The sequence below is a fragment of the Psychromonas aquimarina ATCC BAA-1526 genome, assembly GCF_000428725.1.
GTDB classification, from domain to species: domain Bacteria; phylum Pseudomonadota; class Gammaproteobacteria; order Enterobacterales; family Psychromonadaceae; genus Psychromonas; species Psychromonas aquimarina.
Genome location: NZ_AUAM01000011.1, coordinates 83,010 through 107,376, shown reverse-complemented (window position 1 = coordinate 107,376; position 24,367 = coordinate 83,010). Strand labels below are relative to the sequence as shown.

Here is a 24,367-nt window from a genome sequence, read left to right as displayed (position 1 = left end):
ATCCAACCTGGATGCTTTTTTTTAATTATTTACTTTGTTTGTGCTGGTTCAATACTTTCAAATTCTGCTTACCTTTCATGTTGGTTATCAGCGCGCCGCTTAAAATTAACCCGACGGCCGCGGTTATATTGAAAGACCAGGTATTTAACCCGGCAGCATATAAAGCAAAAGACGAGATAAGCGGCGCACTAAAACTTAATGAAGCAAGTAGTTGTTTGTTGCCGTGTTTTAAGCCGATATCCCATAAATAAAATGATCCGCCGACAGGCCCTAAGCCAAGCAGAATAATACCCGCCCATTGGCTGAGGGTAAAATCCCAGCTGCTCGGTTCAAGCTGAAGATGAGCAAGGAATGAAAGCAGTGCGACTGCCACAGATAACCAGGCGATATCTTCGACATCATTATTTGATTTTGATAAATACCAGGAATAGCTCGACCAGATAAGTGCGCAGGCAGCTGCCAGTAAATAACCTGTAAGGTAGTTGTAATCCAATGAAAAATCACCGTTGCCGATAATAATAAAGCTGATACCGATAAAACCAGCGCAGCCTCCTGATAAAGCTTTTAAAAGTGACTGCTTGGTCGCAACAAATACCGCCAGCAGCAGAGGCCATATATAGACAATTAAGCTGACCTCAATGGCTGGTGCGTATTTCATTGCCATGAAGTAGCAGAAATGAAAGCCAAATAATCCGGCTGTGCCGAAAAGCCACTGGTTAACGGTCAGTGACGGTTTTTTGAAAACTGCTTTTCTGCTGATAATACGTTTTATCACAATAATTAATGCTGATATGCAGAAGCATAAGGAGAGTAATTGAAATGCCGGTATTTCTACTGTAACAGTGCCAAGGAGCGCGAGCATCCCCCATAATATTACAGCGCTAAGGCCATAGATAGTTGCCATGATGTAACTTCCTGAAGAGTATTAAGGACAGTTATGGTAACAATGATTTTAATAGTAGAGTTTGCCGGGAAGACGCTTTTGTTGGCTGTAAGGGCATTGTTAACGGCTGAAAGCTTTTGGTGATTGTCCAAAGTAACTCGAAAAACGCCGGCTGAATGCTGACAGATCATGATAACCAACTTGTTCAGCAACGATACGCACCGGAAGGTCAGTATGAGTCAGCAGCGCTTTCGCTTTTTCCATTCTAAGCTGGGTGATGTACTTTTGCGTGCTGCTTCCCATGCATTGTTTAAAGACTTTTTTGTACTGGGTTGTGCTTAGGCATGCTGTTTTAGCAAGCATTTCAATATGATATGTCTGGCTAAGATCTTGATTGAGCAGTTCAATCACTCGTTCAATACGCGGATCTACTTTGAGTGAAAACTCCTGCTGAATCAAAAGTTGATAGAAGAGCTCAAAGCTTAAATCTTCTAAAGATTGATGAACCTGATATTCAAGCTGTTTCTCGATGAATTGAAGGTATGCCAGCAAAGGGGCATTGACTGGAAACTTGTCTGCAGTAGAGGTTAATAGTTTGTCTGGTAAACTATCTATATCTGCGACAATAAAACGAGCGGCTTCGTTTGCTCGAAAATCATGCCTTTGACCTGCTTTGATGATAACGCAGTCACCTAGACTCACGATTCCTTTGTAGTCTCCCACCTTGATTTCAATTGAACCATGTAAAGGCAGTACCAGCTGATGGTAGTCATGAAAATGACCGCGCATCTGGCTGGTGTAGGAACGGATTGACAGACGATTAAGCATTACTTTAGCAAACTCCTATTTATCAGCAGTTCCCCGCCGTGCGGATCGATATTCAAAAAGCGTAACCTAAAGTTAGAATAAAAGGTCTTAGCTATCTATTATTTATTCTGTGCAAGTTCAAGGCTTTTGCAATCTTCTATAGTCTTAATTTTGCCTACGAAACCATTTTTACCCTGAAGGTTAATTAACAAAGCAAAGCCGGATTGGAGGGGGGGATTATTATCAGTGTCATTACAAAAATTGGTTAGAAATTCTTTAGTCACTATCGCTGCTGCCTGAGGATTCCATTGCCAGCGATTATCTGTAAGACGAATATCGTAAATAAGCACATCGCCAGTTAAACGGCAGCTGATTTTTAACTTTCCTTCTTTATAGGATACAAGTGAACACTTTTCAACTACTTGCTCTCGTATAAGTTCTTTCTCTGTAGAGTTTATGTTTGTCTGATAAGCGGCTGCAACTTCATCTGCGCCTGGTTTGCTAAGAGCACAGCCGCTGATCAGCAGTACACCCATACAGGCGGTAATTAATTTTTTCATTTTCATCCTTGAATTTGATAATTTTCAGGCGTGGATTAAATCATTATTCTTATTGTTCAGCAAACCTTAATGAGATATGAAATCAGCCTTCGATAAACAAAAGCTGGCAGTTTCGATTTTTATAATCGTTGGTGTTTCGCCCTTGCCGGCGACTTTACTTTTTATCAACAGCAATAAAATTTAAAGTAAAGATAGTTTTGTGCGTGACACTATGCTGGCGCACAACTCACAGTGCAGCCCCTAGCCGAATTGGCTTGGTGCAGGCGTTTGTTAAGAGTGATAAATGGTTTGGTTGTACTGTTTTTTCTCTTCTGAATCTTATTAATTGATTAAGGGAAGCTACAAAAGCTGTCTCTAATAACCCAAACATTTTGGCTAGTGTCTTACTTTCCGTTTACGTTTTTCTTGATAAATCAATTCCTTTAGCAAGTGAAACCCGGACGGTTTCACTAGGTTCGGCACGCACAGGGATGTGCGTTCCGAATCGATGCGTTAAAAAGGGATTTATTTATTAAGATAAAAAAACGTTCGGAACGGCATTCTCTTGCTTACTTCTCTTTTGCTGTTGAAAGAGAAGTAAAGTCGCCGTCAGGGCGAAACCCTATCAAAGAAAGTTAACCCATTAGCCTGCAAGCGAAAGCCAGCAAACAAGCAAATCTACCGCGGTATCACCTCCCTTTAAATATGTTAAGAACATTAGAGAATTCATCCTATTTTTATTGTGGTGTAATAGGTCGTAATGGTTAGTTTTACTGATTTACCTAAGATGTTTATGTTGGCGCAATGGCATTTAAAGTGGATTTGGGATTAAGTTTTATGTTTCGCCTTTTAGATCAAAAAACAAGACTCTCAAAATTACTTTACAAAACCATAATTAATGGGGGAATTATAATGATTAATTCTATTGTTCAAGCAATCAATAATCGCGAAGAAATTTCGTTTACTTATAGTGGGTTACCAAGAGTTGTTCAACCTTGTGCTGTTGGTATTTCAACTGCAGGAAATGAAGTACTAAGGTGCTTTCAAACGCAAGGAGCGCACATAACACCTGATCATGAGTGGAATATGTGTATCGTTTCTAAAATATCTAACCTTCAATTTACAGGTAAGACATTTAATTTAAATCCACGTGGTTATAAACAAGAGGACCGAGGCATGCAAAGAATTTACGCCCAATTATAAAGTTGCATCTGGAAGTCAATTTAGATTGTCAGCCTCTTACTGTATCAAGCATAAAACTATGCATTCCCACGCAGAGCATGGGAACGAGGTAATACTCTGCATGGGAACGAGGTGAAATCAGGACATAAAAAAGCCCCGGATCTGCTTAGACTCAGGGCTTCTGATTAAATTACTTTGTTAATATTCAATTCAGGGATTAGAAATCCCAGGCTACATTCACTCCCCAATTACGGCCTGCCTGTGCTTTACGGTCTACACCTGAATCACCGTTTTCAACACCGCTGACATCATCATATAACCAGTACTGTTTATCAAAGGCGTTAAACAGTCCGCCGCGGATAGTGACATCTTGATGCGGACGGTAATACGCGGTTAAATCAACCACGGTATAACCTGCTACAGGCTGAATATTAGGCTCTGACCAGTCGTCTTTACCGGCAACCATATTAATATTTAATAAGGCACCGCCTTTGCCGTTAGGTGCATCATAACCAAAACCTAAATTAGCGGTTAACGGAGCAACGCTGTCCAGTGCCTGATCTGTGTCTTTATTATAACCTTCGGTATAAGCCGCACTGAACTTACTGTAGGTGCCCTGCGGTGCATTAAATGCTTTATCCAGCAGAACCGTTGAGCTGAATTCCACGCCGTAAATTTCAGCACTGCCGATATTTTCTTTGGTGTAATGATCTTTTTCCTGACCGTTATCTATGGTTTTTCCCAGATATTTCTGAGCAATGAAATCTGTGTAGTCATTGTAGAATACGGCTAATTCCACTCGTGCCGCATCAGAGTGTGCACGTATGCCCGTTTCGTAAGCAATACTTGATTCAGGTTTAAGGTCCGGATTCGGATCAATGACTGCACCGCTGTCATAGAAGTAATACAGATCGTAGATAGTTGGTGCTTTAAAGCCCTGGCTGATCTGCGCAAAACCGCTGAAGCTTTCAGTGAAGTGGTAAACAGCTCCTAATTTAGCGGTAAATGCATCACTTTTACTGTCCGGGTATTCGCTTGTAAAACCGTCATTGCTTTCCGGTGACGCCTCAAAGGAGTCATAACGTAAACCGGCTGTTAGAACCAGTCTTTCTTCTAACAGAAATGCCTGATCCTGTACAAAAATACCCCACTGCTGCAGCGTCGCATCGGGCATATCGGTATGACCGGGAGTCACGGTTCCCAGGTCGTATTTGTAGTCAACATTGCGGGTGCTGAATTTATTATTCAGGAAACTCGCGCCGTAGGTTATCTGGTGGTAGCTGTTTGATGCTTCGATTAATTTATCAAACTGTGCATCGAACTGAATGGAATTATCCTCGGCTTCACGTTCACGCAGGCGCTTGCCGCTGCCCATCATACCGGTTGAGGTATCGTAGTTTTTTGACAGTGATTCAGTCTGCTGCAGGTTAATTTTCCAGTCTAAAGAATCAAATGCCTGATTATCTGCCTGCCATTGATGCTCAAGACCGACACGCATACGTGTCGTGGTATCTTCATTGAAATTGTCTGTGTAGGTGATCAGCGGTATGTTGCCGGACATGATTGAAGCACCTTCGTTAGACAGCTCATCTTCATTATATTTCTGCTGGTAATATTCAAAGGTTAAACCCAGGCGGTGCTGCTGATTCAGCTGGTAAAAGGATTTTGCCAGTACGTTGCCTATTTCCTGCTTAGCGGGATCTGCCGCGCCGCGCTCTTCACCGATAATATCTGCGCCGCTGCCGTGGGTCTGATATTCATTACCGTTTTTGTAGGTCAGCATCAGCAGTGTTTCTAGCTTATCTTCACGCATTGCCCATGAAGCGGTAGTTTTGCTGCTGCTGTCTACGCTGTCGTAACCGGTTTTTACTGAGAAGGCATGCTCATTGCCCTCTGTTTTTAACAGATCTTCCGGGTTTTTAGTACGCATTATTACTGCGCCGCCGAGCGCATCGGAGCCGTATAAACTAGAAGAAGGCCCTTTATTAACTTCAACAGCCTGCAGTGTATCTACTTCAATGGTGCTCGGGTATTTACGCTGCTCGTTAGAGCCGGGGTTATATGGAGCCGGCAGGGAAACACCGTCCACCATGATTTTAACGCGGCTGTCGTCCATGCCGCGAATGTTAATGCCGGACATGCCGAAGCGCCCGGAACCGTTGACGTTAACACCTGGAGTATACTGCAGCGCTTCTTTCAGATCACCGGCCATGGTTTTATCGATTGTTTCAGCAGAAACGGTGCTGATTGAACTGGAAACATCATTAATGCTCTGTTCGGTACGGGTTGCTGAAACAACAACCTCGTCAAATGTGCTTACCTGGGCAGCGTAGTTGTTAGTTGATAAAGCCATTAAGACTGCTGTGCATAATATACTTTTTTTAGCCGACATCTTATTTCCTTAAGCGTCATAGTTTAAGATGCCGTGCAGTATATTTAATGCGAATGATAATTGCTATCATTATCATTAGAAAAGTGAAACTTTTTAACACTGCAGCTGTCACGGCTGCTTTACGCGGTGTTGGAAAAGCGCCGGAACGGCAGGCAGCCGGCACTTTTTTATCGGGAAGAGTGTGTTATGATGCGGCTTGAACAGTGCCGTAGAGTGTCTGATAGAGGCCGTTTTGCTGTACTAAATCAGTATGTTTTCCTGACTGTGTTATCTGCCCGTCTTCTAAAACGTAAATAATATCGGCTTGTTTTACCGCAGATAAACGGTGCGCCACAATCAGCGTGGTGCGGCCGGCTAAGAAGTTATTAAGTGCATGGTGAAGGGCACTTTCTGTGGCGGTATCCAGTGCCGAGGTGGCTTCATCCAGAATAACAAACTTCGGATCGCTTAAAACCATACGTGCGACTGCTACACGCTGGCGTTGTCCGCCGGAAAGACGGAGACCCTGGCGGCCGAGCTGGGTATCTAAACCTTCGCTGAGCTGCTGTATAACATCATCAAGCTGCGCAACCTGCAGTGCTTTCCACAACTGCAGATCCGTGTAATCAGCGCCCAGCGCTAAGTTATGGCGTAATGTATCGTTAAATAATACCGGCTGCTGCAGTACTACGGAGATGTTGTTACGAATAATATCAAAACCAATATCTGTGCTTTTTTCACCGTTAAATAAAATTTCTCCGCTGCTGTGCTGATAAACACCGATTAGAAGCTGGATCAGAGTGGACTTGCCGCCGCCGCTGGAGCCGACCAGGGCAATTTTTTTACCGGCAGGAATGGTTAATGATAAATTGTTTAATACCCGGTTTTCATTATCGTAGGCAAAGCTGATATTACGAATACAGACCTCGGCGGCCTGACAGTTAATAAAAGGGTTCACTTTACTGGGCGGGCGCTGTTCTTCTTCGAGCTGCAGCAGGGTGTTAACACGCTTAATAGCGGCAGAGGCGCTGTACCAGGAGAACTGCATGCTTAACAGCTCCTGTACCGGTGATAACATAAACCACAGGTAACCGAATACGGCAAAGATCTCCCCGATAGTTAAATCACTAAATAACACCATCAGCATTGCAGCCGCGCGGAACAGTTCAAAGCCTAACAGAAATAATAAAAATGAACTGCGGCTGGCAGCTTCACTCTGCCAGGCGTATCTGTCTGCACTGCTGCGGATATCATCGGCCTGGCTTTTAAGTTCATTCAAAAAGTCCTTTTCACGATTAGAAGCACGCAGCTGATAAATGCCGTCTAAGATTTCGATTAAACGGTTTTGAAATTTTTCAAACGCTTGATTCTCTTTCTTTTTTAGATTTTTTACCCGTGCTCCTAATTTACGTGAAAAGTACACAACAAAGGGATTTACCAATAAAATAAACAGGCCTAAATATAGATCTATCCACAGTAAAATGGCCGCAGTACCGATTACAGTTAATAAGCTGACAATAAAGCGGCTTAAGGTGGTGCCGATAAATTTATCTATGGTTTCGATATCCGTGACGATATGCGAGTTAATGCCGCCGCTGCCGCGGGTTTCATACTGACGAATACTGATCCGGCCTAATTTGTCGATCATTCTGCTGCGGATAGTGCAGGTAATGGTTTTTGAAACCAGGGTGAACTGGCGGCTCTGCAGAATATTCAGCAGCTGGCTGAGTGTGCGCATCACAATCACGCAGAGAAAAATAATCACAATATAATTAGCCGGCTGCTGCAGTGTTTCGGGTAAAAAGTGATTAATAAAATTAACGCCTGAGCCTGGTTTATTAAGCAGGATCTCATCAACCATTAACGGCATTAATAGTGGAATCGGGACACTGACTGCGGTGGCCAGAAGGGCAATTATATTTGCCCAGATCAGACGTGTTTTGTACTGTTTTGCCTGGTCGACTAACCAGGGCCAGTTAATAGTTTTGTTGTTATTTTTCAAGGTGAGAATGGTTCCTATTCGCATGTTTGTCAGCATTGTACTGATAATCAGAGAATAGAGAAGGAAAATTGAAAAAAACGATAAAAACGGCTTTAGGGGCTGTTATTAAAATCACTTTTCGTAAAGTTTATAATAATTGCAGATTGCTGCAGCGGGTTGAATTATAGGGAATATTTATCTCTTTAAAGCGCTATTATTCGGAGTTTAGCATTGGGTAGTGCTCGTCCAGCCAGTATAAGTAATCGCTTTCTATGTATGGAGAGGTATCCAGGATCAATTCGTACATGGCATCTTTATCCAGAATGCTGCAGGGATCCTGTAACTCTTGTTTTAAAACCGACGATAAAACATTTACACCTGCATCGGAGCCCATAAGGTAATTTATCCATAACCAGCTGTTCGCATATAATTTCCGGTTATCTTCATCTGCATCTTGATACCAGTAATCCTCGTGGCTTAACAGAATAGGCAGATCAAACTGTTTATATCTGAAGTTTCCTTTATGGTCTGTCCAGTCAGAGACAACAGCAGCTGAATCAGCACCAGGATCACTTGCTGTATGCTCAAAATATTCTGCCATCCCTTCATTCAGCCAGCCTGGTGTACGGCCGATAAGCGCATGATTTATGGCATGAACCGACTCGTGCAGTGCTGTCTGCATGGTTTGTTTTTCACCTCTGTAAATAATATTAGCTGAACCAGTATGATGAAAATATACGCCTGTGATAGTGCTGCTGTAATGGCCGTTTTTTTGAATATATTGATTGAAACTCTGTTTGTCTTTAAATATGTTGATGTTCAAGCGAACCGTTCTTAAGTTTTCAGCATCAATTAACTCGGCATAGGTTTCAAAAATTACATCCAGCTTTTTTATCAATCTATGTTTAAAAGAGTCAGATAATCCTTGTGCATTGATATTTATTAGAAAATGGTCAGATATTATTGTGCTGCTGTTGTGTCTGAACTCTTCATTCGGGGGAGTATTACAGGCATTGATAGTCGATAGCGGTTTACTGTGTGTTATTGACCGCTTAGAGGTGAGCGGCTTATTCTGGGAATTACTTTCTGGAGAAGAAAGCGGCTTTTTCTGAATTGTTTTGACCGGGGAAGCTGCCGGCAGACTGTTTTGCAGCTGCTTTACTATTGCGCCTAATTCTTCATTATTACGCCAAAATACCCCATAACTCCATCGCAGAAACCCAAAGCCTGCAATAAGAAGAATGAATAAGGTTAATCTACGGGATGTCATGGTATTGGCAAATCCAGCTGTTTGAATATGAATAGGGCTTACTGATATAGCATTTATGGCGCTCTTTACAGTTTATCGTGAATTTTCTAAACAGTAGAGGTCTTTAATCGTCTGTTTAAGCCATTTAATTTTGGGGTTATGACTGTTGCGTTTGTGCCAGATCATAGTGAAAGGAATGATTAATTTTTCCTGAAATTCTTTATCTAAAGGGATTGGCAAATTAACCAAATCAGGGTGCATGTGGTGATTGTAATGCTGACAGTATTGAGGTGCAGTAGTGATCATCTCCTGTCCAGGTTGAGCCGCCATAAACAGAGACTGCTCAAAACTTGCCATGGTCAGAGCTATATTACGTGTTAACCCTAGATCCGCTATAACTTCATCTAGAGCACAGGTATCGCTTTTTTCCCAGATTATATTAATATGCGGGTATTTGAGGAATGTATCTATACTCCACTCTTCCTGTAATGCTGGATGATTTTTATGTAAATAAACCACAGGAAGGTCAGAAAATAAGACTTCAAAATCGATAAAGTATGGTAAAGAATCTAATGATTCTTTTGAACGGGGGTGGCTCTCTCTGCCTGTAAAGGCAATGTCTGCTTCTCCGCAGATAATAGATTCTAGCGAATCATAATCCCAGTTACTGACCTTCACTTTTGCATCGGGGTATTTCTGGTAAATGTGATTAGTCAGTTCATTAAACTTGACCAGTAGAAATGGTGATTCCATTGCCAGGTTGAAGTGCACACCTTTTGGTATTTCATCACTGCGTTTAGCTATAATCTGACTGCCCATCTGCAGCCAGACTGATAGTTCGCTCTCTAGGCTTCTGGCAAGAAGAGTTGGGAAGAAACCCTGAGGAGTTTTGATAAATAAAGGATCATCAAACCAGTCTCTAAGCTTATTAAGTGATTTGCTCACCGATGAAGGTGTAACATTCAGCTTTTTGGCCGTTTTAGACACACTCAGTTCTTTCAATAAGAGCTGCAGAGTGAACAACAAGTTAAGATCAAGACGTGCTAACGATTTTTTCATTTGCATAGCCATGGACAGGAGAATGAATTAATAATATTAGAATAAAACTAATAACTCCACCGAAAGCTAATATAAAGACCAGCATATTTACAGCACTTACGTCTAGCTGACTCATAACCAAAATGTATAAAGCAGGGGTACAGATCTGAGCAATACGAAGCAATGAACTTGCTATGCCGGCACGCAGAGAAAACGGATTGATCGCCTGACTCATAGCTATGCCAAACCCGATTTAAAATCCAGCACACAGCAGGCCGAAAGCGAATAAATTCATTGAATAACTAATCTGAATTATGGATAAAAAGTTGAACTAACTTCCCACCTAGCGATCAGATATTTCGACCAATAAACAATTTGAAAGGCTATGTCGGAATTAGCTGTTGTGGTGTTCGCCCAACAGCTTCAATAAGCAAATATCTGGTGTTAAATGATTATCATAAAGCCTGCCGCCTTAGCGCAAGCTTGAGTTAAGCACTCTATCTAGTAGTAGACTCTTCTGAACTTCCAGTCTTTTGCTGGTGCTGGCTGTTCTGTAGCCTCTTCGTTATTGTTAGTAGTTTGGTTTAAGTACGCCATAGTGATACCTCTGTTATTGAACTTAAAGTTAAGCTGTTATTCTTTTACAAATATCAGCGTTATTTACAAACCAGCAGGATGCTAAAATGATTAGCGCCTCTACTACAGATAAGTATGTGATGATATCCAACATCACTACACGGTAACTCGTGCCTATGGACACTTATCTCTGACTGTCAGCTTTTAAGTCGAACTAGCTATCAATAAGGAACATAGAGATAACCGTCAATAATAAAACGGGGCCAATAAAAGAAACCGTTTAATGCACCTTAAAGATGCCGAAATATTATTAACCCTTCGATTTACTTCGTTAACTTTGCGACAGGCTCAAATGATAGTTGGTAAGTGGTTTGCGTACGAGCTGCTTTTATGACAACAGGTATTTCCATCTGCGACATACAGGCGGTGGTAAAAGTATGATGAAAATGATCAATAAGGCCGGAGCTGTATAACGGGCGGCAGATGTATTGAACTGATAGAGTTCCAGGCCTACTGGTTATGCCTGTAAAAAAGCCCCTGCGGATCACAGGGGCTGGTATTGTTTATGCGGCTGAGCTGTCAGTTATTCTACTGTGAAGTCGACATTGATCAGCCACCATGCTCTAGCCTTAATATCACCGGCTTCTACTACGCCGCCAGAACGGTATGGTTTAGCATAATGTACCAGTATAAGCGGTTCTTTGGAGTGATAAGTTCCTGCCGGAATTGACTGATTATAAGCATCGTCCTTATCGAAGCTCACGGTGACTTCAGATGTTGTCGGCTGCTGCATATTTGGACAGTTATAACGAATTTTACTGCTGATTGGATAAGCCAGTTTACTGCCGTCCGGGCAGTCACTGGTCGTCTGCAGGCGGATAGTCATCAGTTTACAAGTTTTAGGTCCTGTACATATTACTACCGTTTTCTTAGAAAACAGTCCTTCGCTCTGCAGTTCTACGCGGCTGTCGAAAGCTGCAAAGTAGGTCAGATCACCGGCTGCCACATCGGCAGGTGACAGTATCGGCAGACTAGTACCGTCAAAAGTAAGGACACTTTGTTCACCGGTACCTTCTTTAATCGGGTTAATGTAGGTTATATACCCCTTCGAGTCCGGCTTATAGTTTTTTCCGCCGTCATCGGCTGCAGTGATAGTGATATAATTATTTACACCAGAACGCGGATACTTTTGTACGGTCACGGTACCGTCTGCCGCAAACTCATAGTATTCAGCATTAAGAGTATACTGCGGTTCAAAACTCATTTTTCCGAACTGGTTGTTGAATTCAGGCGCGGCTATTTTAACTCCCGGATAAAATGATGCTCCGGGAAAGTCGTCTTTAAGGCTTAAGCCCGGGTGATCAGCTTTGCTTACATTAACAGTGAACCTGAGCTTAGTATCGTTATAGTTGCGGCTTTTTTCTGTTACTTGTACCTCAGCTCTGCCGGCCCCTTTAACGGTCAGGTTTCCGTTATTGCGATCGGCAGTCACGACCTGCTGTTCTGCGTAATCAACATAATAGGTCACGACACTATCTGCCGCTCTACCTGTTACCACTGATGATGCCAGCTCTTTATCTGCTGCGTATACGGTATTAATCAGAGCATTATCTATACTCAGTGCTGAATTTTCTTCAGCTTTACTTATAGATACAGTTAATTTTACGCTTCTGGCCGCCGTTCCTGAATCACCCGAATCGGTAACCGTATAAGAGGTTGTTCCCGCATTTTTGATGATAACAGTTCGAGCCGCTGCATTGACAGTCACTACATCAGCAGGCTGACCGTTTTCAAGAGCAAAGGTCAGCTGTCCGACAACCCCTGAGATAGGGATACTGACCGCCTTATCTGGAGAATATACTGCGCTGACTGCAGATACTTTTAAAGTACCGTCGGCAGCTGCTACTTCTACATGAAAGTTAACTGTACGGCTTAGGTAGTAGTCATTACCCGCATCGGTGGCTGTGATCACACCATGGCCGGCCCCTGTTAAGGTGATGGTTTTAGTATCAGCATCCTGGCTTAAAACACCACTGTCAGATCCTGAAGCAACAGCATAGCTGACCTCTCCTTGAGCATCTTTAGCTTTAGGAAGATAGACACTGTCTGCAATGTAATCGATCTGATCATTATCGACACTGAAAAGATGATTAGTGAGTTTGCTGATACTGACCGTGAATGTAGTGTTTTGCTGCGCATAAAACAAACCGCCGTCATCGCTAACTGCAATCTCTGCTGTGCCTGGTTTTAATACGGTGATCTCACCTGATTCAGAATTAATACTAACAACACCTTGCGCGCTGTTCTGCGCTAGTGCAAAGCTAAGATTTCCTTTTTTACCGATAACTTGGGGTTTGATTACTTTATCTTTTTGATAGTCACTATCAAGGTCTAATGCTTTAAGCGGATCCGCTGCACTAATACGTTTGACTTCTACGGTAATTGTTTTTTCTAGACTATTGTAATTAATTCCACCTGAGTCAGTTACCCTGACTTTGGTTTTGCCTATACCTTCAAACTTATATTGCCCCTTGACCGGATCAATAATAGAAATTACATCGCTTGATTCACCGTCGACAATTTCAGCATTAAGAACTCCTTGAACACCTGTAATCAGTAACGTCGGCTGTTCATCAAATCCGTAGGGGATAGTGACATCATCAATATTAAAAAGCGTGTTGTCTGCTTTATTGATCTGCACTTTAAAAGTCTGCGGTGCGATATCCTGATAGTTATCCTGTGCTCTCTGAGTCACTACAACTGCAGTTTCACCTGCACCTAGGATATTCATTGCACCGGTTTCCGGATGTACCTGCGCAACTTCTGAGTCTGCATCTGCGGCTAATTTAAAACTGATATTCTTTGCCGGAGTCCCTGTGTACACGGGAAGCAGCTTCCCGCCCATAACTAAGGGTTTATTAGCTATCTCTGTGTACAGCGCAGACTCAGACTCAGCTTGATTGATGGTTACTTTAAACTGAGTTTCTGCTGCTTGATAATTACGCCCGCCGTCATCTTTAACTGTAATTTGAGTTTGACCCGCATTCGAAATCGTCAGCAGACCAGTACCGTTGACTGCGGCTACCTGATCAGTCTGATCTTGGCTCAGCTGGTAAACTAATTTTCCTTTTGCGCCGCTGACATTTATCTGATGTTCTGATCCGTCTGCATATGTATAAGTCAGATCATTGCTCAGCAGAGGCTGACGCTGTGCTTTGCTGACGGTTATATTTACAGAACTGCTGGTCGGTTTATACAGGCGGCTGCCGCTGTCGGTAACGATTAACTGAGTGCTGCCGGCATTTAATATGCTCAGACTTTTACTCTGCGGGTTGATCTGCACAACATCATTAAGTGCATCGCCTGCCAGTGTATAACTTACACTGCCCAGAAGACCCTTGACTGTCGGAGTAATAGTGCCGTCTGCCGCGTAACTGACCTGAATGTCACTAATAGTTAATCCCGGGTGGGGGGATTTCTGCTGTACTGCTGGTGCGCTGCCGCCGCCGCTGTCACTGCCGCACGCGCTTAATAACAGCGAAAAGAATAGAATCAGGTATCTCATTAAAACTCCATTTTAAGTAAAAATAAAACAGTATACATATTGAGCACCATAGAAGTTGTTACGAATTGTATGGGTTTGTAAGCTGAATCGTAAGGAGACGGTATTCGGATTGAAAATAACGTGGTTATCGTTAATTCTGTAATAATAACAAGCACCTAGAGTAAGCCCGAAGTGTTTTACCTGGCTCTTATCAGCCTCTGCCGTACCACCAGGCTTTATGGCTAATATCTGTATACAGCGCCGGTTCAGATTCTGTTTGATTTATGGTTACTTTAAACTGAGTTTCTGCAGGCAGGAAATTACGTCCGCCGTCGTCTTTAACTGTGATTTGTGTTTGACCTGTCCGCCAGATCACCAGTGAACCCGCACTGCCTATTTTGACAACATCATCCGCATAATCCGGGCTCAGTGCATAATCTAACTGCCCTTTAGCGCCGCTGACATTAACCTGATGAATAAGCCCCTCTGCATATGCATAAGTCAGGTCACTGCCGCTCAGGGGCTGACGCTGTGCTTTGCTGACGGTGATATTCAATGTACTGCTGGCCGGTTTGTACAGGTCGTTACCGTTATCAGTAACGATTAACTGAGTAGTACCGGCATTTAATATGGTCAGGCTTTGTGTCTTCGGGTTGATCTGTACAATATCATCACTTGCACCATCTGCTAGTGCGTAACTTACACTGCCCAGCCGCCCGTTGAAAGTAGGGATAATAGTACTGTTTTCTGCATAACTGACTTGAAGGTTCTCAGCCGCTAGTCCCGGATGGGGGGATTTCTGCTGTATTAGTGATGCCGTACTGCCCTCGCCGCTGCATGCGCTCAGCAGCAGAAAAATTATTATTAACAGGTGTTTCATCACAACTCCTTTCAAAGCAAAAGGAGGAGTATACGGAAGTGTTTCTGTGACGCAAGTCACATTTGTTTGTTTTTTAATCTGGCAGCTGATGGATTGTCAGTTCTGTTCCGTTAAGGCGGGATTAACAGTACTGAACAGAAAACAAATAAACGCCTTAACTGTTTATTTATTTGCTCTTAAGCATCTCAATATGGGCGATACCGTCTTCATCATAGGGTTTACATACCGCAGTAAAACCCAGCTCTTCATAGAACCGCTGTAAATACTGCGGCGCTGAGATGCGGGTCACTTGGTTTGGATATTCTTTTTCAATCAGCAGCAGGGCTTTTTTAGTGAGTTCTTTTCCTAAACCCGTACCTCGGCTCTCTTTGCTGGTCAGTGCACGCCCGATAGAGGGCTCCTGATATTTATGCTTTGGAAATACAACTCGTAAATAAGCCGTTATCTGCCTGGATTGCGGGTCATCAGATCTTTGTGCAAAAAGATGCCAGGAGTTTTTATCCAGGCCGTCGGCGTCCAGATAAGCACAATCCTGTTCGACAATGAAAATTTCCTGGCGAATTTTCAGTATTTCATATAATTCATCCAGTGAAAGCTGATCATATTTTTTACAGTGCCATTCATACATATTTTTCCTGCCTCCGTTTTTATTGATGCCGCATTTTATAAGATAAATTTGTTATTTTATAACAGTTGCTTAGCTGTTTATTTGAGAGATGTTCCCACCGGGTTTCTGCCGTCACAGGCGCCTTTTTCGAGATTCTGCAGCGGACTGACGCCTTTCTGCAGCCAGCGGTGATCTTCACGGCTTAATACTCGATAGCGGGTTGGTGTTATGCCTAAATAACGCTGAAAAGTATGATAAAAGCGGCTGCTGGAATTAAAACCTACGGTCAGTGAAATATCCAGAATGGTGCGGTCTGTATCACTGAGCAGGGCTCTGGCATGGTTGATGCGCATCGCTGTAATATATTGTTTAATGGTCAGCTGCATAACACGCTGAAATAAACCCATCGCATAGTTAGCATGCAGGCCGATATGATCCGCTATCTGCTGTACCGTTAAAGCAGTGTCGTGGTGTGCTGCAATATAAGCAAGCATCTGACGCACGTAAAACTGCGAGTGTTTGGAAACTCCCTGCTTATTGGATTTATCACACTGATTGCTTAATAGACGCTCCCAGCCGTCCAGACAGATGCGCTTAAGCATTAAGCAGATTTCATCCGCGACCAGCTGCTGGCGCCCCGGAGTCGACTGATCCATTTCCGTTGTCCAGCGTTCAAGCTCAAACTCACTGACCAGCCCGGGGCGGGATGACTGCAGTACCGCGCCGTGGGTTATCTGGTTAAGCAGTTCACGGCTCAACGGCCAGGAAAGGAACAGGTGTATGGGGATATTGATTATGCCCATATTATGACTTTGACCGGGATCGGTTAAACGGTGGGGCACCGAGGCCCAGAACAGACATATATGACCAGCTTTAAGGAGCAGCGGCTGGCCGTTGATAATATATTCGACATCACCGCCGAAGGGGATATTGACTTCAACCTGCCCGTGCCAGTGATAACCCGGCATCTCATGGGGAGGACGTAGTTCAACATCAATCTGATCATAGGATGAATAGAGCGACAGGGGGCTGATCGTTACACTTTCCGTTGAATAGGCGTCCATGGTTTCCAGAGTTAATTCAGGGTCGGTCGGTGTTTTCATCACAATTCCGCAGTTAAAAATATAATCCTTTATATGTAGCAGATTATGGCGAATTAAACTCGGACAGGGATCATAATCTGAAAACTTCTAAAAGACATTATAACTTCTTGATATAAAGGATAAATCCTTTAATTATCTGATGCTTATCTAAGCATTTCAGGTTTCATCTGTTTTCTCTGTTTATAGGGCTTCTATTCATCGGGCATAGTGATGCTGAAAACATCTGTTATCTGCTTAAATTTGTCCCATTTCCTAAGATTTTCTACTGCCTTAACAGCGATCTGAGAAAACAGGACATTGATAAGTTTATTCGAGGAGATGAGCTCATCGACACTATGTAATGATGCTGTTATCGAAACGAAATGAAATAACATGAAATAAGGATACAAGTAACATGAAAAACCCGAAAATAGCCTTTATCGGCGCCGGCTCTACGATTTTTGTGAAAAATATTCTTGGCGATATTTTCCATAAAGCCTCACTTAAAAATGCAGATGTCGCTTTAATGGATATTGATCCGGACCGTCTTGCAGAATCGCATTTAGTGGTTAACAAATTGATGGATACAGCCGGAGCCCGTGGTCAGCTGAGCAGTCATACCAGTCAGCAGGAAGCCCTTCAGGATGCAGACTTTGTGGTTGTTGCATTTCAGATCGGCGGTTATGAACCTTGTACTGTGACTGACTTTGATGTCTGTAAGCGCCATGGTTTAGAGCAGACGATTGCCGATACCCTGGGCCCGGGCGGCATTATGCGTGCGCTGCGTACTATCCCGCATCTATGGAAACTTTGTGAAGATATGACTGAGATCTGTCCGGATGCGGTAATGCTTAATTATGTAAATCCGATGGCAATGAATACCTGGGCAATGTATAAAAAGTTCCCGCATATTAAGCAGGTTGGTTTATGTCATTCGGTTCAGGGAACGGCTGAAGAGCTGGCGGACGATCTTAATATCGATGCTTCCGAGCTGCGTTATACCTGTGCGGGTATCAATCATATGGCTTATTACCTGTCGCTGGAGAAAAAAGATGCTCAGGGTAATTACGTCAGTGTTTACCCGGATATGCTGGCTGCTTTTGAACGCGGTGATGCACCAAAACCTCGTAAAGATCATCTGCGCTGCCAGAATCTGGTCCGTTACGAGATGTTTAAAAAGCTCGGATATTTTGTGACTGAGTCGTCTGAGCACTTTGCAGAATATACGCCTTACTTTATTAAACCTAACCGTCCGGATCTGATTGAGCGTTACAAGGTACCGCTGGATGAATACCCGAAACGCTGCGTTGAGCAGATTGCTGACTGGAAAAATGATCTGCAGGAGTTTAAAAACGGTGACAAAGTTGAAGTACCGGCTTCAAATGAATACGCCAGCGTGATTATCAACTCCATCTGGAGCGGCGAGCCGAGTGTGATTTACGGCAATGTACGTAATGACGGCCTGATCACTAATCTGCCTGAAGGCTGCTGTGTTGAAGTGCCTTGTCTGGTTGATGCTAACGGTATCCAGCCGACCGCTGTCGGCAGTCTGCCGAGTCACCTGGCGGCGCTGATGACCACCAATATTAATGTACAGACCTTAGTGACAGAAGCGATTACCGAAGAGAAACGTGAAAGCATTTACCATGCTGCTATGTTAGACCCGCATACAGCTGCCGTGCTGGGAATCGATGAGATTTACGCTTTGGTTGACGATCTGATTGAATCCCATCAAGGCTGGCTGCCTGAGTGGATTTATAGTTAATAAATTGATGCCCTCCGTTGTGGAGGGCATATTTAGGAGAAAAATTATGAGTTTAACAATGAAGACAAAGCTGAGTTACGGCTTTGGCGCTTTTGGTAAAGACTTTGCTATCACCATCGTCTATATGTACCTGATGTTTTACTACACCGATGTTGCCGGTATTTCTGCGGGCGTGGTCGGGACGATTTTCTTAGTTGCACGGATCTGGGATGCAGTCAATGATCCTATTATGGGCTGGGTGGTGAACAATACCCGCAGCCGCTGGGGTAAATTTAAACCCTGGATTCTGATCGGTACTATCGCCAACTCTATTGTGCTGTATATGCTGTTCCAGGCTCATTATATTGAAGGGCCGTGGCTTATTGTTTATGCCTCGGTTACTTATATTTTATGGGGCATGACTTACACCCTGATGGATATTCCTTTCTGGTCACTGGTACCTACCTTGACGCTGGATAAGCGTGAGCGTGAAGAACTGGTTCCTTTCCCGCGTTTTTTTGCCAGCTTAGCATGGATCCTGATCGCCGCGATTGCGATGCCGTTTGTCGACTATGTTGGTGGAGATGATAAAGGTTTTGGTTATCAAATGCTTACGCTAGTGTTAATTGTCTGTTTTGCCCTGTCGACATTTATCACTCTGCGTAATGTAAAAGAACGCTACTCGACTGCTAACTTAGACGATACTAAAGTTGAAGAGAAAGTTCCGCTGAAGAAAATGTTACCGCTTATCTACAAAAACAGCCAGCTGAGCAGCCTGTTATTTATGGCGCTCTCTTACAATACTGCAACTAATATTATTATGGCGTTCGCAGTTTATTACTTCACTTATGTTGTTGGTGATCCGGATCTGTTCCCGTATTACATGGCATATGCTGGTATCGCAAACCTTATCACTTTGGTGTTATTCCCTAAACTAGCTAAGATATTCACCCGTCGCCAACTTTGGGCCGGTGCATCAATCTTCCCTATCCTGGGCAGCGGTGTGTTGATTTATATCGGTATGTACGACCAGCAGAGCATATTACTGATTTCAGCTGCCGGCATACTGCTGCAGATAGGTACAGCACTGTTCTGGGTACTTAACGTGATCATGGTAGCGGACACTGTGGACTACGGTGAATACAAATTAGGTGTACGCTGTGAAAGTATTGCTTATTCGGTACAGACTTTAGTGGTCAAAGCCGGCTCTGCCTTTGCTGCTTTCTTTATCGGTATTGCACTGACATTAGTTGATTACGTGCCTAATGTTGAGCAGTCCGCCGATACCGTCTTCGGCATGCAGTGCACCATGGTTGGTCTGCCTGCTCTGTTCTTTGCCATCACGCTGGTTATTTACTTCCGTTTCTATAAATTAAACGGTGCTTACCATCAGAAGGTACAGACCCATCTGGAAGAGAAATACGACGGTGCTGCAGTACCTCAGTCTTAACAGATAACGGACAGGCTGTGCAGAAATGCCGGCCTGTCTGTTTTATCCATTTCTATTAAATGCCTGTTTATGCCGCTGTATTTTAAGGCAGGGTATTTGACTGCCTGAATTTGGCGGTAAGTGTAACAGCAAACAGCATAAAACGAATCTGATGTAATTTTGGAGAGAAAAGTATGAAGTTGAAATATTTAGCATTTGCTCTATCCGGTGCGCTGGCGCTCAGCGGATGTAACGATGATGACAGCAGCGGAGGTGGTGACGGCGGCTCAAATCCGGGGCCGGAGACTGAAAACCTCAGCGTAAAAGGCATGGGCTCGATAGGCACGATTTTAGAGGGAAATTTTGACATAAAAGAGGGGCAGAGCAGTGCAGAAGTGTCCAGCGTAAGATGGCTGATTTCTGATTCTAAAGATGCTGATTATGTGCCTATTTCCGGAGCGACGGAAGAGTCGCTGCTGATAGAGCAGGATCAGCTCCATAAATACATTAAATTCGAAGTCTCTGCCGTTGGTGAAGACGGGACTGTCGGAGAGCCGAGTTTAAGTGAAGCCGTCGGACCGATAGATATCAATATTGTGAATAATCCAAGTTTTGATAATAAAGGACTGGGCTGGACTTATGACGTAGCGAATATCAAAGGCTCATATACTTATCAGGGAGAAAACCGCGGACGTATCGCTATCGGTGCAGATCATGGCATTACCCAGACGATTACCGTTCCGGAGACCGCTTATTATGATCTGTCTGCTTATATCAACAGCACAGGTGCTAATGCAGAATTTGGTATAAAAAATCTGTTTGATGACGTGTTAATTAATCGTACCGCCTCTGTCAGCTACAAGTATAAATACTCAAAAGTAACAACTATTCCGCTGGAAAAAGGCGAACAGATCAAAATATTCTTCAGCGGTTCGAATGACAGTGCGGTAAATGTGGATAACGTTAAGCTGTCAAAAACGAACAAAGAGGAACTGCCCGTATTTAATCAGGTTATTCAGTTTGCTGTGGATAAACAGTCTGGAGAAACCGGCATTAATAAAAATAATAAGACAATTGAGTTTTTTGTACCCTATAACACCGATATCAGCAGTTTAACGGTAAGTGAAATGAGCGTATCACAGGATTCAGCTTCATCAGTAAGCGCCGGCGATATACTTGATTTCACTGATCCCGTCACTATTGAGCTGATCGGTAAAGACGGCAGAACTGAAAACTGGACGGCTGCTGTAACTGTTAAAGATAAAGAGGTGGCAATCAGCTCATCGAATAAAAGCCTGGAAGACTCTTTTAACTGGGCGATCGATAAAACCAATCAGTTTGTAATGACCGGCAAAAACGGTCTGGTCAACCGTGATGAAAATAATAATGACGGCAGCGGACGTGCAGATTATCTGCCTTCTTACTGGGCTGGTTATTATGACAGAACCGCATTTTATTCAAGAGACTTTCTGCATCAGGCTGCCGGAGCGAAACTGGCCGGTTTAGATTATGAGAACTTCTCGATGTTTAAAATCTTTGCGGAGCATTCTACGGAATCACGTAAATGGTATACGTTATGGGCGATTAACTTTGACGGCAGCCCGCATACCATTGATTACGTGCATGATGATTACTTTGTAAGGGAAGTGCCGGCGCAGTTTGAGTTTATCGAAAAAGCCTATGAGCAGTTCCTGTGGACTGGTGACCGTCGTTATATTGAAGATGAGCAGTTATGGCTTTTCTACACAAAAGTCATGACCGATTATATTTACCTGCATGATACACAGACCAATAATGGAGTTGCTGAAGGTTACGGCGGCATCTTTGAAGGCTCCGCAACTTATAATGAGCGCGGTGAGTTCCCGATTGAAGCCGGTGACGGTATAGGCTCTCAATATCAGGCAATGGTCGCTTATACGGCGATGCTTGAAGCACGCGGTGAAACCAGCAGTGCACAGGAATGGCGTACTAAAACTGAAGAATTTAAAAAGTTTTTCAATGAAGACTGGAGCGTGGCGGATATTAATAACCCCGAAGCTAACTACGTCAATATTGTTCAGAAAGACGGTGTGCGCCTGAATGATTTCGGTAAAGAGAACAGCTGGTTTATGCCGATGAAACTCATTACTGAGCCGGGCCCTAGAAATGATAACTACCTGGACTTTATCTCTGCCAATGTTGGTGACGGTATCGGTTCAACGCCTGAAGCACCGCACAATATCGAAGCTTACACTTATCTGCCGGAAACTTTCTTCCCTTACAACCGTAATGAAGAAGCCTGGAAATGGATGGAATATATCATCAGTGTGCGCGACCTGCCGCATGAGCGCCCGACACAGGGAACCAACGGCGATTACCCGGAAATTTCATTTACTTTGATCTCTCATACCATAGAAGGCTTGATGGGCATTGAACCTGATGCAGCCAACAATGCCGTGGTTACTGCTTCGCATCTGCCGCAGGATATCAGCTGGTTAGAAGTGCAGTATCTGCAGATTGGCGATCAGGAATTAGCGGTAAGGCATGACGGTATCACCAGTACCACCTTAACTAACAACTCTGAGGCACCTTTGAACTGGGAAGCAAGATTCTACGGTGACTACGGGCAGCTTAGTGTTAACGGAGCCGCTCAGCCTGCACAGCAGAAAGAGGTTAACGGTGTGTTAGTGAGTTATATCGAAGTCACTGTCGCTCCCTCTGCAGCTCTTACTGTTGAAGTCTCTAACTAAAGCATTCTGTGCCTGGCAGGGAGCCGCACAGGCTAAGCAATAATTTTTCCCGACAGTTTACCTGTCGGGGAGCATGTGATGAAAAGCAGCAGGTAGTTGCTTTTTTTTTGCAGAATTTTCACTAGAACACTTTTTAAGTATATTTTAAATGAGGAAAAACAATGAATTATAAACGACTACCGCTTGCTGTTGCGGCCGCTTTATTACCTGTGACGGTATTCGCTGCGGATGTGAATGAAACTCCGGAGAGTCAAAAGGTTGATGATCTGCAGAAGCAGGTTCTTGCAAATGCTGAAGATATTGCTGAGGGTGTGGTGTTCTCCGGTTATGCTCGTTACGGCCTGCACTACACCGATGATCTTTTTGAATATGTCACTGCCGACGGCCAGCTTGCTGGTAATGCAACCGGGCGTTTAGGTAACGAAGGAAACGGCGGTGAGTTTCAGTTTTCTAAAGCGTTTAAATCAGATGACGGGGTTGTCTGGGATATTGTGCTGATGATGGAGCATTGGAGTGATGAGATCGGACTGAAAAAATTCTATGCAGGGGCGACAAATGTTTTTGCCTCTCAGCCGGATCTGTATTTATGGGCAGGGCGGGATTTCCACCAGCGTCCAGCACAGGCGCTTAATGATTATAAATGGATGCAGCATGACGGCCAGGGGGCTGGTTTTTATAATTTAGATCTGGGTGGTTTGAAGCTGGATCTGGCCGGTGTTGCTGAAGTTGACGGGGTGAGTGACAGCGGTAATTATGCGTTTACCTCTAAACTGCACGGTATCAGTTTAAGCGAATCTATCGATCTGAGCTTACTGGCAAACTATGGTTTTGAAAGTACTGAGTATGACTTAGAGACAGGCAATGAGATTAATCAGAACAGCAGCACTGCTTACCAGATTGGCGCGGTGATTGACAGCAGCTGGTCAAAAGGTTCAAACCAGCTGGTGCTGCGTTATGCGGATAATGCTGACAATACAGTGTTTGCAAAAAGCGAAGATTTAACCACTTTATATGCCAGCCTTGAAGGTAATGTTGCGCTAAGTGAAAACGTCGGCATGGAGTATCTGGCCGCTTACCATAATCTTGAAAATAAAAAGGATTCAAGTGAGGACCGCACTAACTACAGTGCCATTGTCCGCCCTATGTATTTCTGGAATAACGTGCATTCTACCTGGTTAGAAGCGGGTTATTCACTGGTTGATTTTAATAATTCCGGTGAAAACAGTGCCTGGAAAGTAACACTGTCGCAGAATGTCAGCTTTGGTAAAGGCAGCGGTGAGCGTCCGATGCTGCGTTTTTATGCAACAGTTGGTGAAGCGGATAATGAGGTGAATTATTCACAAAACAATTATGAGAGAGAGCAGGATACATTTGCTGTCGGTGCAATGTGGGAAGCCTGGTGGTAAAAAGCCTAAATATGAGGTGACTCATAAATAGGCCGGGTAACATGGGTATTTAAACAGACGGAAAAAGTTTGCCGACCTGACCGTCTGTTATACACAGGGTATAACTTAAATCATTTAATACAAAATATTTTCTTTATTATTAGGGCCTGTTGAGCATTTTTTAAAATTTAAGCTGTTAACTCAAACAGATAACAAAGCGTACTAATCCCTTCCTTTATTCAGTGCAGTTTGTGTTTTTCCTGCCGGCGCAGCGGGTCTAATAACGGTCTATATTATATATTATCGACATCATTAAATAGTCTCCTATAAAGCAGGTGCGG

17 protein-coding genes are annotated in these 24,367 nt (G+C 43.6%); 5 read left to right on the top strand and 12 right to left on the bottom strand.

All coding sequences use genetic code 11. The features are described 5' to 3' along the window. Nucleotides 1–25: 25 nt before the first annotated feature. The 3 genes from G337_RS0104100 to G337_RS0104090 form a co-directional block, all read right to left on the bottom strand. Nucleotides 26–904: a DMT family transporter gene (locus G337_RS0104100; RefSeq protein ID WP_028862746.1), complete on the bottom strand. Its 879-nt coding sequence runs from the start codon at nt 902–904 to the stop codon at nt 26–28. 99 nt (nt 905–1,003) lie between these two features. Then, on the bottom strand, nt 1,004–1,711 hold the full coding sequence (locus tag G337_RS0104095) for an AraC family transcriptional regulator (protein ID WP_028862745.1): 708 nt from the start codon (nt 1,709–1,711) through the stop codon (nt 1,004–1,006). A 98-nt stretch (nt 1,712–1,809) separates the two neighbouring features. Then, nucleotides 1,810–2,250 (bottom strand): hypothetical protein, encoded by a 441-nt coding sequence (locus G337_RS0104090; protein WP_028862744.1) that lies wholly within the window; start codon nt 2,248–2,250, stop codon nt 1,810–1,812. 783 nt (nt 2,251–3,033) lie between these two features. Here G337_RS0104090 and G337_RS0104085 point away from each other — a divergent pair. After that, entirely contained in the window at nt 3,034–3,432 is a 399-nt protein-coding gene (locus G337_RS0104085) for a hypothetical protein (protein WP_211235777.1), read from the top strand. Between the two features lie 196 nt (nt 3,433–3,628). Here the strand turns inward: G337_RS0104085 and G337_RS0104080 are convergent, their stop codons facing one another. From G337_RS0104080 to melR, 9 genes are all read right to left on the bottom strand, one after another. Next, nucleotides 3,629–5,803: a TonB-dependent hemoglobin/transferrin/lactoferrin family receptor gene (locus tag G337_RS0104080; protein ID WP_028862742.1), complete on the bottom strand. Its 2,175-nt coding sequence runs from the start codon at nt 5,801–5,803 to the stop codon at nt 3,629–3,631. A 184-nt stretch (nt 5,804–5,987) separates the two neighbouring features. Further along, the gene (locus G337_RS0104070) at nt 5,988–7,784 is read right to left on the bottom strand and encodes an ABC transporter ATP-binding protein (protein WP_028862741.1); all 1,797 of its coding nucleotides are present in this window, start codon (nt 7,782–7,784) and stop codon (nt 5,988–5,990) included. A 193-nt stretch (nt 7,785–7,977) separates the two neighbouring features. Continuing rightward, nucleotides 7,978–9,033, bottom strand: a complete 1,056-nt coding sequence (locus G337_RS0104060; RefSeq protein ID WP_028862740.1) for a hypothetical protein — start codon at nt 9,031–9,033, stop codon at nt 7,978–7,980. 72 nt (nt 9,034–9,105) lie between these two features. Further along, entirely contained in the window at nt 9,106–10,071 is a 966-nt protein-coding gene (gene yidZ / locus G337_RS0104055) for an HTH-type transcriptional regulator YidZ (protein ID WP_028862739.1), read from the bottom strand. Continuing rightward, nucleotides 10,046–10,285, bottom strand: a complete 240-nt coding sequence (locus tag G337_RS0104050) for a hypothetical protein (protein ID WP_028862738.1) — start codon at nt 10,283–10,285, stop codon at nt 10,046–10,048. Before G337_RS0104050 ends, yidZ begins: the two co-directional genes overlap by 26 nt. A gap of 924 nt (nt 10,286–11,209) precedes the next feature. Beyond that, complete coding sequence (locus G337_RS0104045; RefSeq protein WP_028862737.1) at nt 11,210–14,191, bottom strand: hypothetical protein; 2,982 nt, start codon at nt 14,189–14,191, stop codon at nt 11,210–11,212. Nucleotides 14,192–14,381: 190 nt separating this feature from the next. After that, the gene (locus tag G337_RS0104040) at nt 14,382–15,050 is read right to left on the bottom strand and encodes a hypothetical protein (protein WP_028862736.1); all 669 of its coding nucleotides are present in this window, start codon (nt 15,048–15,050) and stop codon (nt 14,382–14,384) included. A gap of 166 nt (nt 15,051–15,216) precedes the next feature. After that, nucleotides 15,217–15,678: a GNAT family N-acetyltransferase gene (locus G337_RS0104035; RefSeq protein ID WP_028862735.1), complete on the bottom strand. Its 462-nt coding sequence runs from the start codon at nt 15,676–15,678 to the stop codon at nt 15,217–15,219. Nucleotides 15,679–15,755: 77 nt separating this feature from the next. Then, complete coding sequence (gene melR / locus G337_RS0104030; RefSeq protein WP_028862734.1) at nt 15,756–16,760, bottom strand: transcriptional regulator MelR; 1,005 nt, start codon at nt 16,758–16,760, stop codon at nt 15,756–15,758. Nucleotides 16,761–17,154: 394 nt separating this feature from the next. On the opposite strand from melR, the gene melA reads away from it, so the two are divergent. The 4 genes from melA (at nt 17,155) to G337_RS0104010 (ending at nt 24,047) form a co-directional block, all read left to right on the top strand. Continuing rightward, nucleotides 17,155–18,504 (top strand): alpha-glucosidase/alpha-galactosidase, encoded by a 1,350-nt coding sequence (gene melA, locus G337_RS0104025; RefSeq protein ID WP_028862733.1) that lies wholly within the window; start codon nt 17,155–17,157, stop codon nt 18,502–18,504. A 46-nt stretch (nt 18,505–18,550) separates the two neighbouring features. Beyond that, complete coding sequence (gene melB, locus G337_RS0104020) at nt 18,551–19,933, top strand: melibiose:sodium transporter MelB (protein ID WP_028862732.1); 1,383 nt, start codon at nt 18,551–18,553, stop codon at nt 19,931–19,933. Nucleotides 19,934–20,106: 173 nt separating this feature from the next. Further along, nucleotides 20,107–22,641, top strand: coding sequence for a hypothetical protein (locus G337_RS0104015; protein WP_028862731.1), 2,535 nt, complete (start codon nt 20,107–20,109; stop codon nt 22,639–22,641). Nucleotides 22,642–22,802: 161 nt separating this feature from the next. Then, nucleotides 22,803–24,047 (top strand): carbohydrate porin, encoded by a 1,245-nt coding sequence (locus tag G337_RS0104010; RefSeq protein ID WP_028862730.1) that lies wholly within the window; start codon nt 22,803–22,805, stop codon nt 24,045–24,047. The last annotated feature ends 320 nt before the right edge of the window (nt 24,048–24,367 follow it).

What these genes read in the sequence shown, in the direction of transcription:
- G337_RS0104100 (WP_028862746.1), bottom strand. Translation starts at nt 904, where the DNA reads ATGGCAACTATCTATGGCCTTAGCGCTGTAATATTATGGGGGATGCTC.
- G337_RS0104095 (WP_028862745.1), bottom strand. Translation starts at nt 1,711, where the DNA reads ATGCTTAATCGTCTGTCAATCCGTTCCTACACCAGCCAGATGCGCGGT.
- G337_RS0104090 (WP_028862744.1), bottom strand. Translation starts at nt 2,250, where the DNA reads ATGAAAAAATTAATTACCGCCTGTATGGGTGTACTGCTGATCAGCGGC.
- G337_RS0104085 (WP_211235777.1), top strand. Translation starts at nt 3,034, where the DNA reads ATGGCATTTAAAGTGGATTTGGGATTAAGTTTTATGTTTCGCCTTTTA.
- G337_RS0104080 (WP_028862742.1), bottom strand. Translation starts at nt 5,803, where the DNA reads ATGTCGGCTAAAAAAAGTATATTATGCACAGCAGTCTTAATGGCTTTA.
- G337_RS0104060 (WP_028862740.1), bottom strand. Translation starts at nt 9,033, where the DNA reads ATGACATCCCGTAGATTAACCTTATTCATTCTTCTTATTGCAGGCTTT.
- yidZ (WP_028862739.1), bottom strand. Translation starts at nt 10,071, where the DNA reads ATGAAAAAATCGTTAGCACGTCTTGATCTTAACTTGTTGTTCACTCTG.
- G337_RS0104050 (WP_028862738.1), bottom strand. Translation starts at nt 10,285, where the DNA reads ATGAGTCAGGCGATCAATCCGTTTTCTCTGCGTGCCGGCATAGCAAGT.
- G337_RS0104045 (WP_028862737.1), bottom strand. Translation starts at nt 14,191, where the DNA reads ATGAGATACCTGATTCTATTCTTTTCGCTGTTATTAAGCGCGTGCGGC.
- G337_RS0104040 (WP_028862736.1), bottom strand. Translation starts at nt 15,050, where the DNA reads ATGAAACACCTGTTAATAATAATTTTTCTGCTGCTGAGCGCATGCAGC.
- G337_RS0104035 (WP_028862735.1), bottom strand. Translation starts at nt 15,678, where the DNA reads ATGTATGAATGGCACTGTAAAAAATATGATCAGCTTTCACTGGATGAA.
- melR (WP_028862734.1), bottom strand. Translation starts at nt 16,760, where the DNA reads ATGAAAACACCGACCGACCCTGAATTAACTCTGGAAACCATGGACGCC.
- melA (WP_028862733.1), top strand. Translation starts at nt 17,155, where the DNA reads ATGAAAAACCCGAAAATAGCCTTTATCGGCGCCGGCTCTACGATTTTT.
- melB (WP_028862732.1), top strand. Translation starts at nt 18,551, where the DNA reads ATGAGTTTAACAATGAAGACAAAGCTGAGTTACGGCTTTGGCGCTTTT.
- G337_RS0104015 (WP_028862731.1), top strand. Translation starts at nt 20,107, where the DNA reads ATGAAGTTGAAATATTTAGCATTTGCTCTATCCGGTGCGCTGGCGCTC.
- G337_RS0104010 (WP_028862730.1), top strand. Translation starts at nt 22,803, where the DNA reads ATGAATTATAAACGACTACCGCTTGCTGTTGCGGCCGCTTTATTACCT.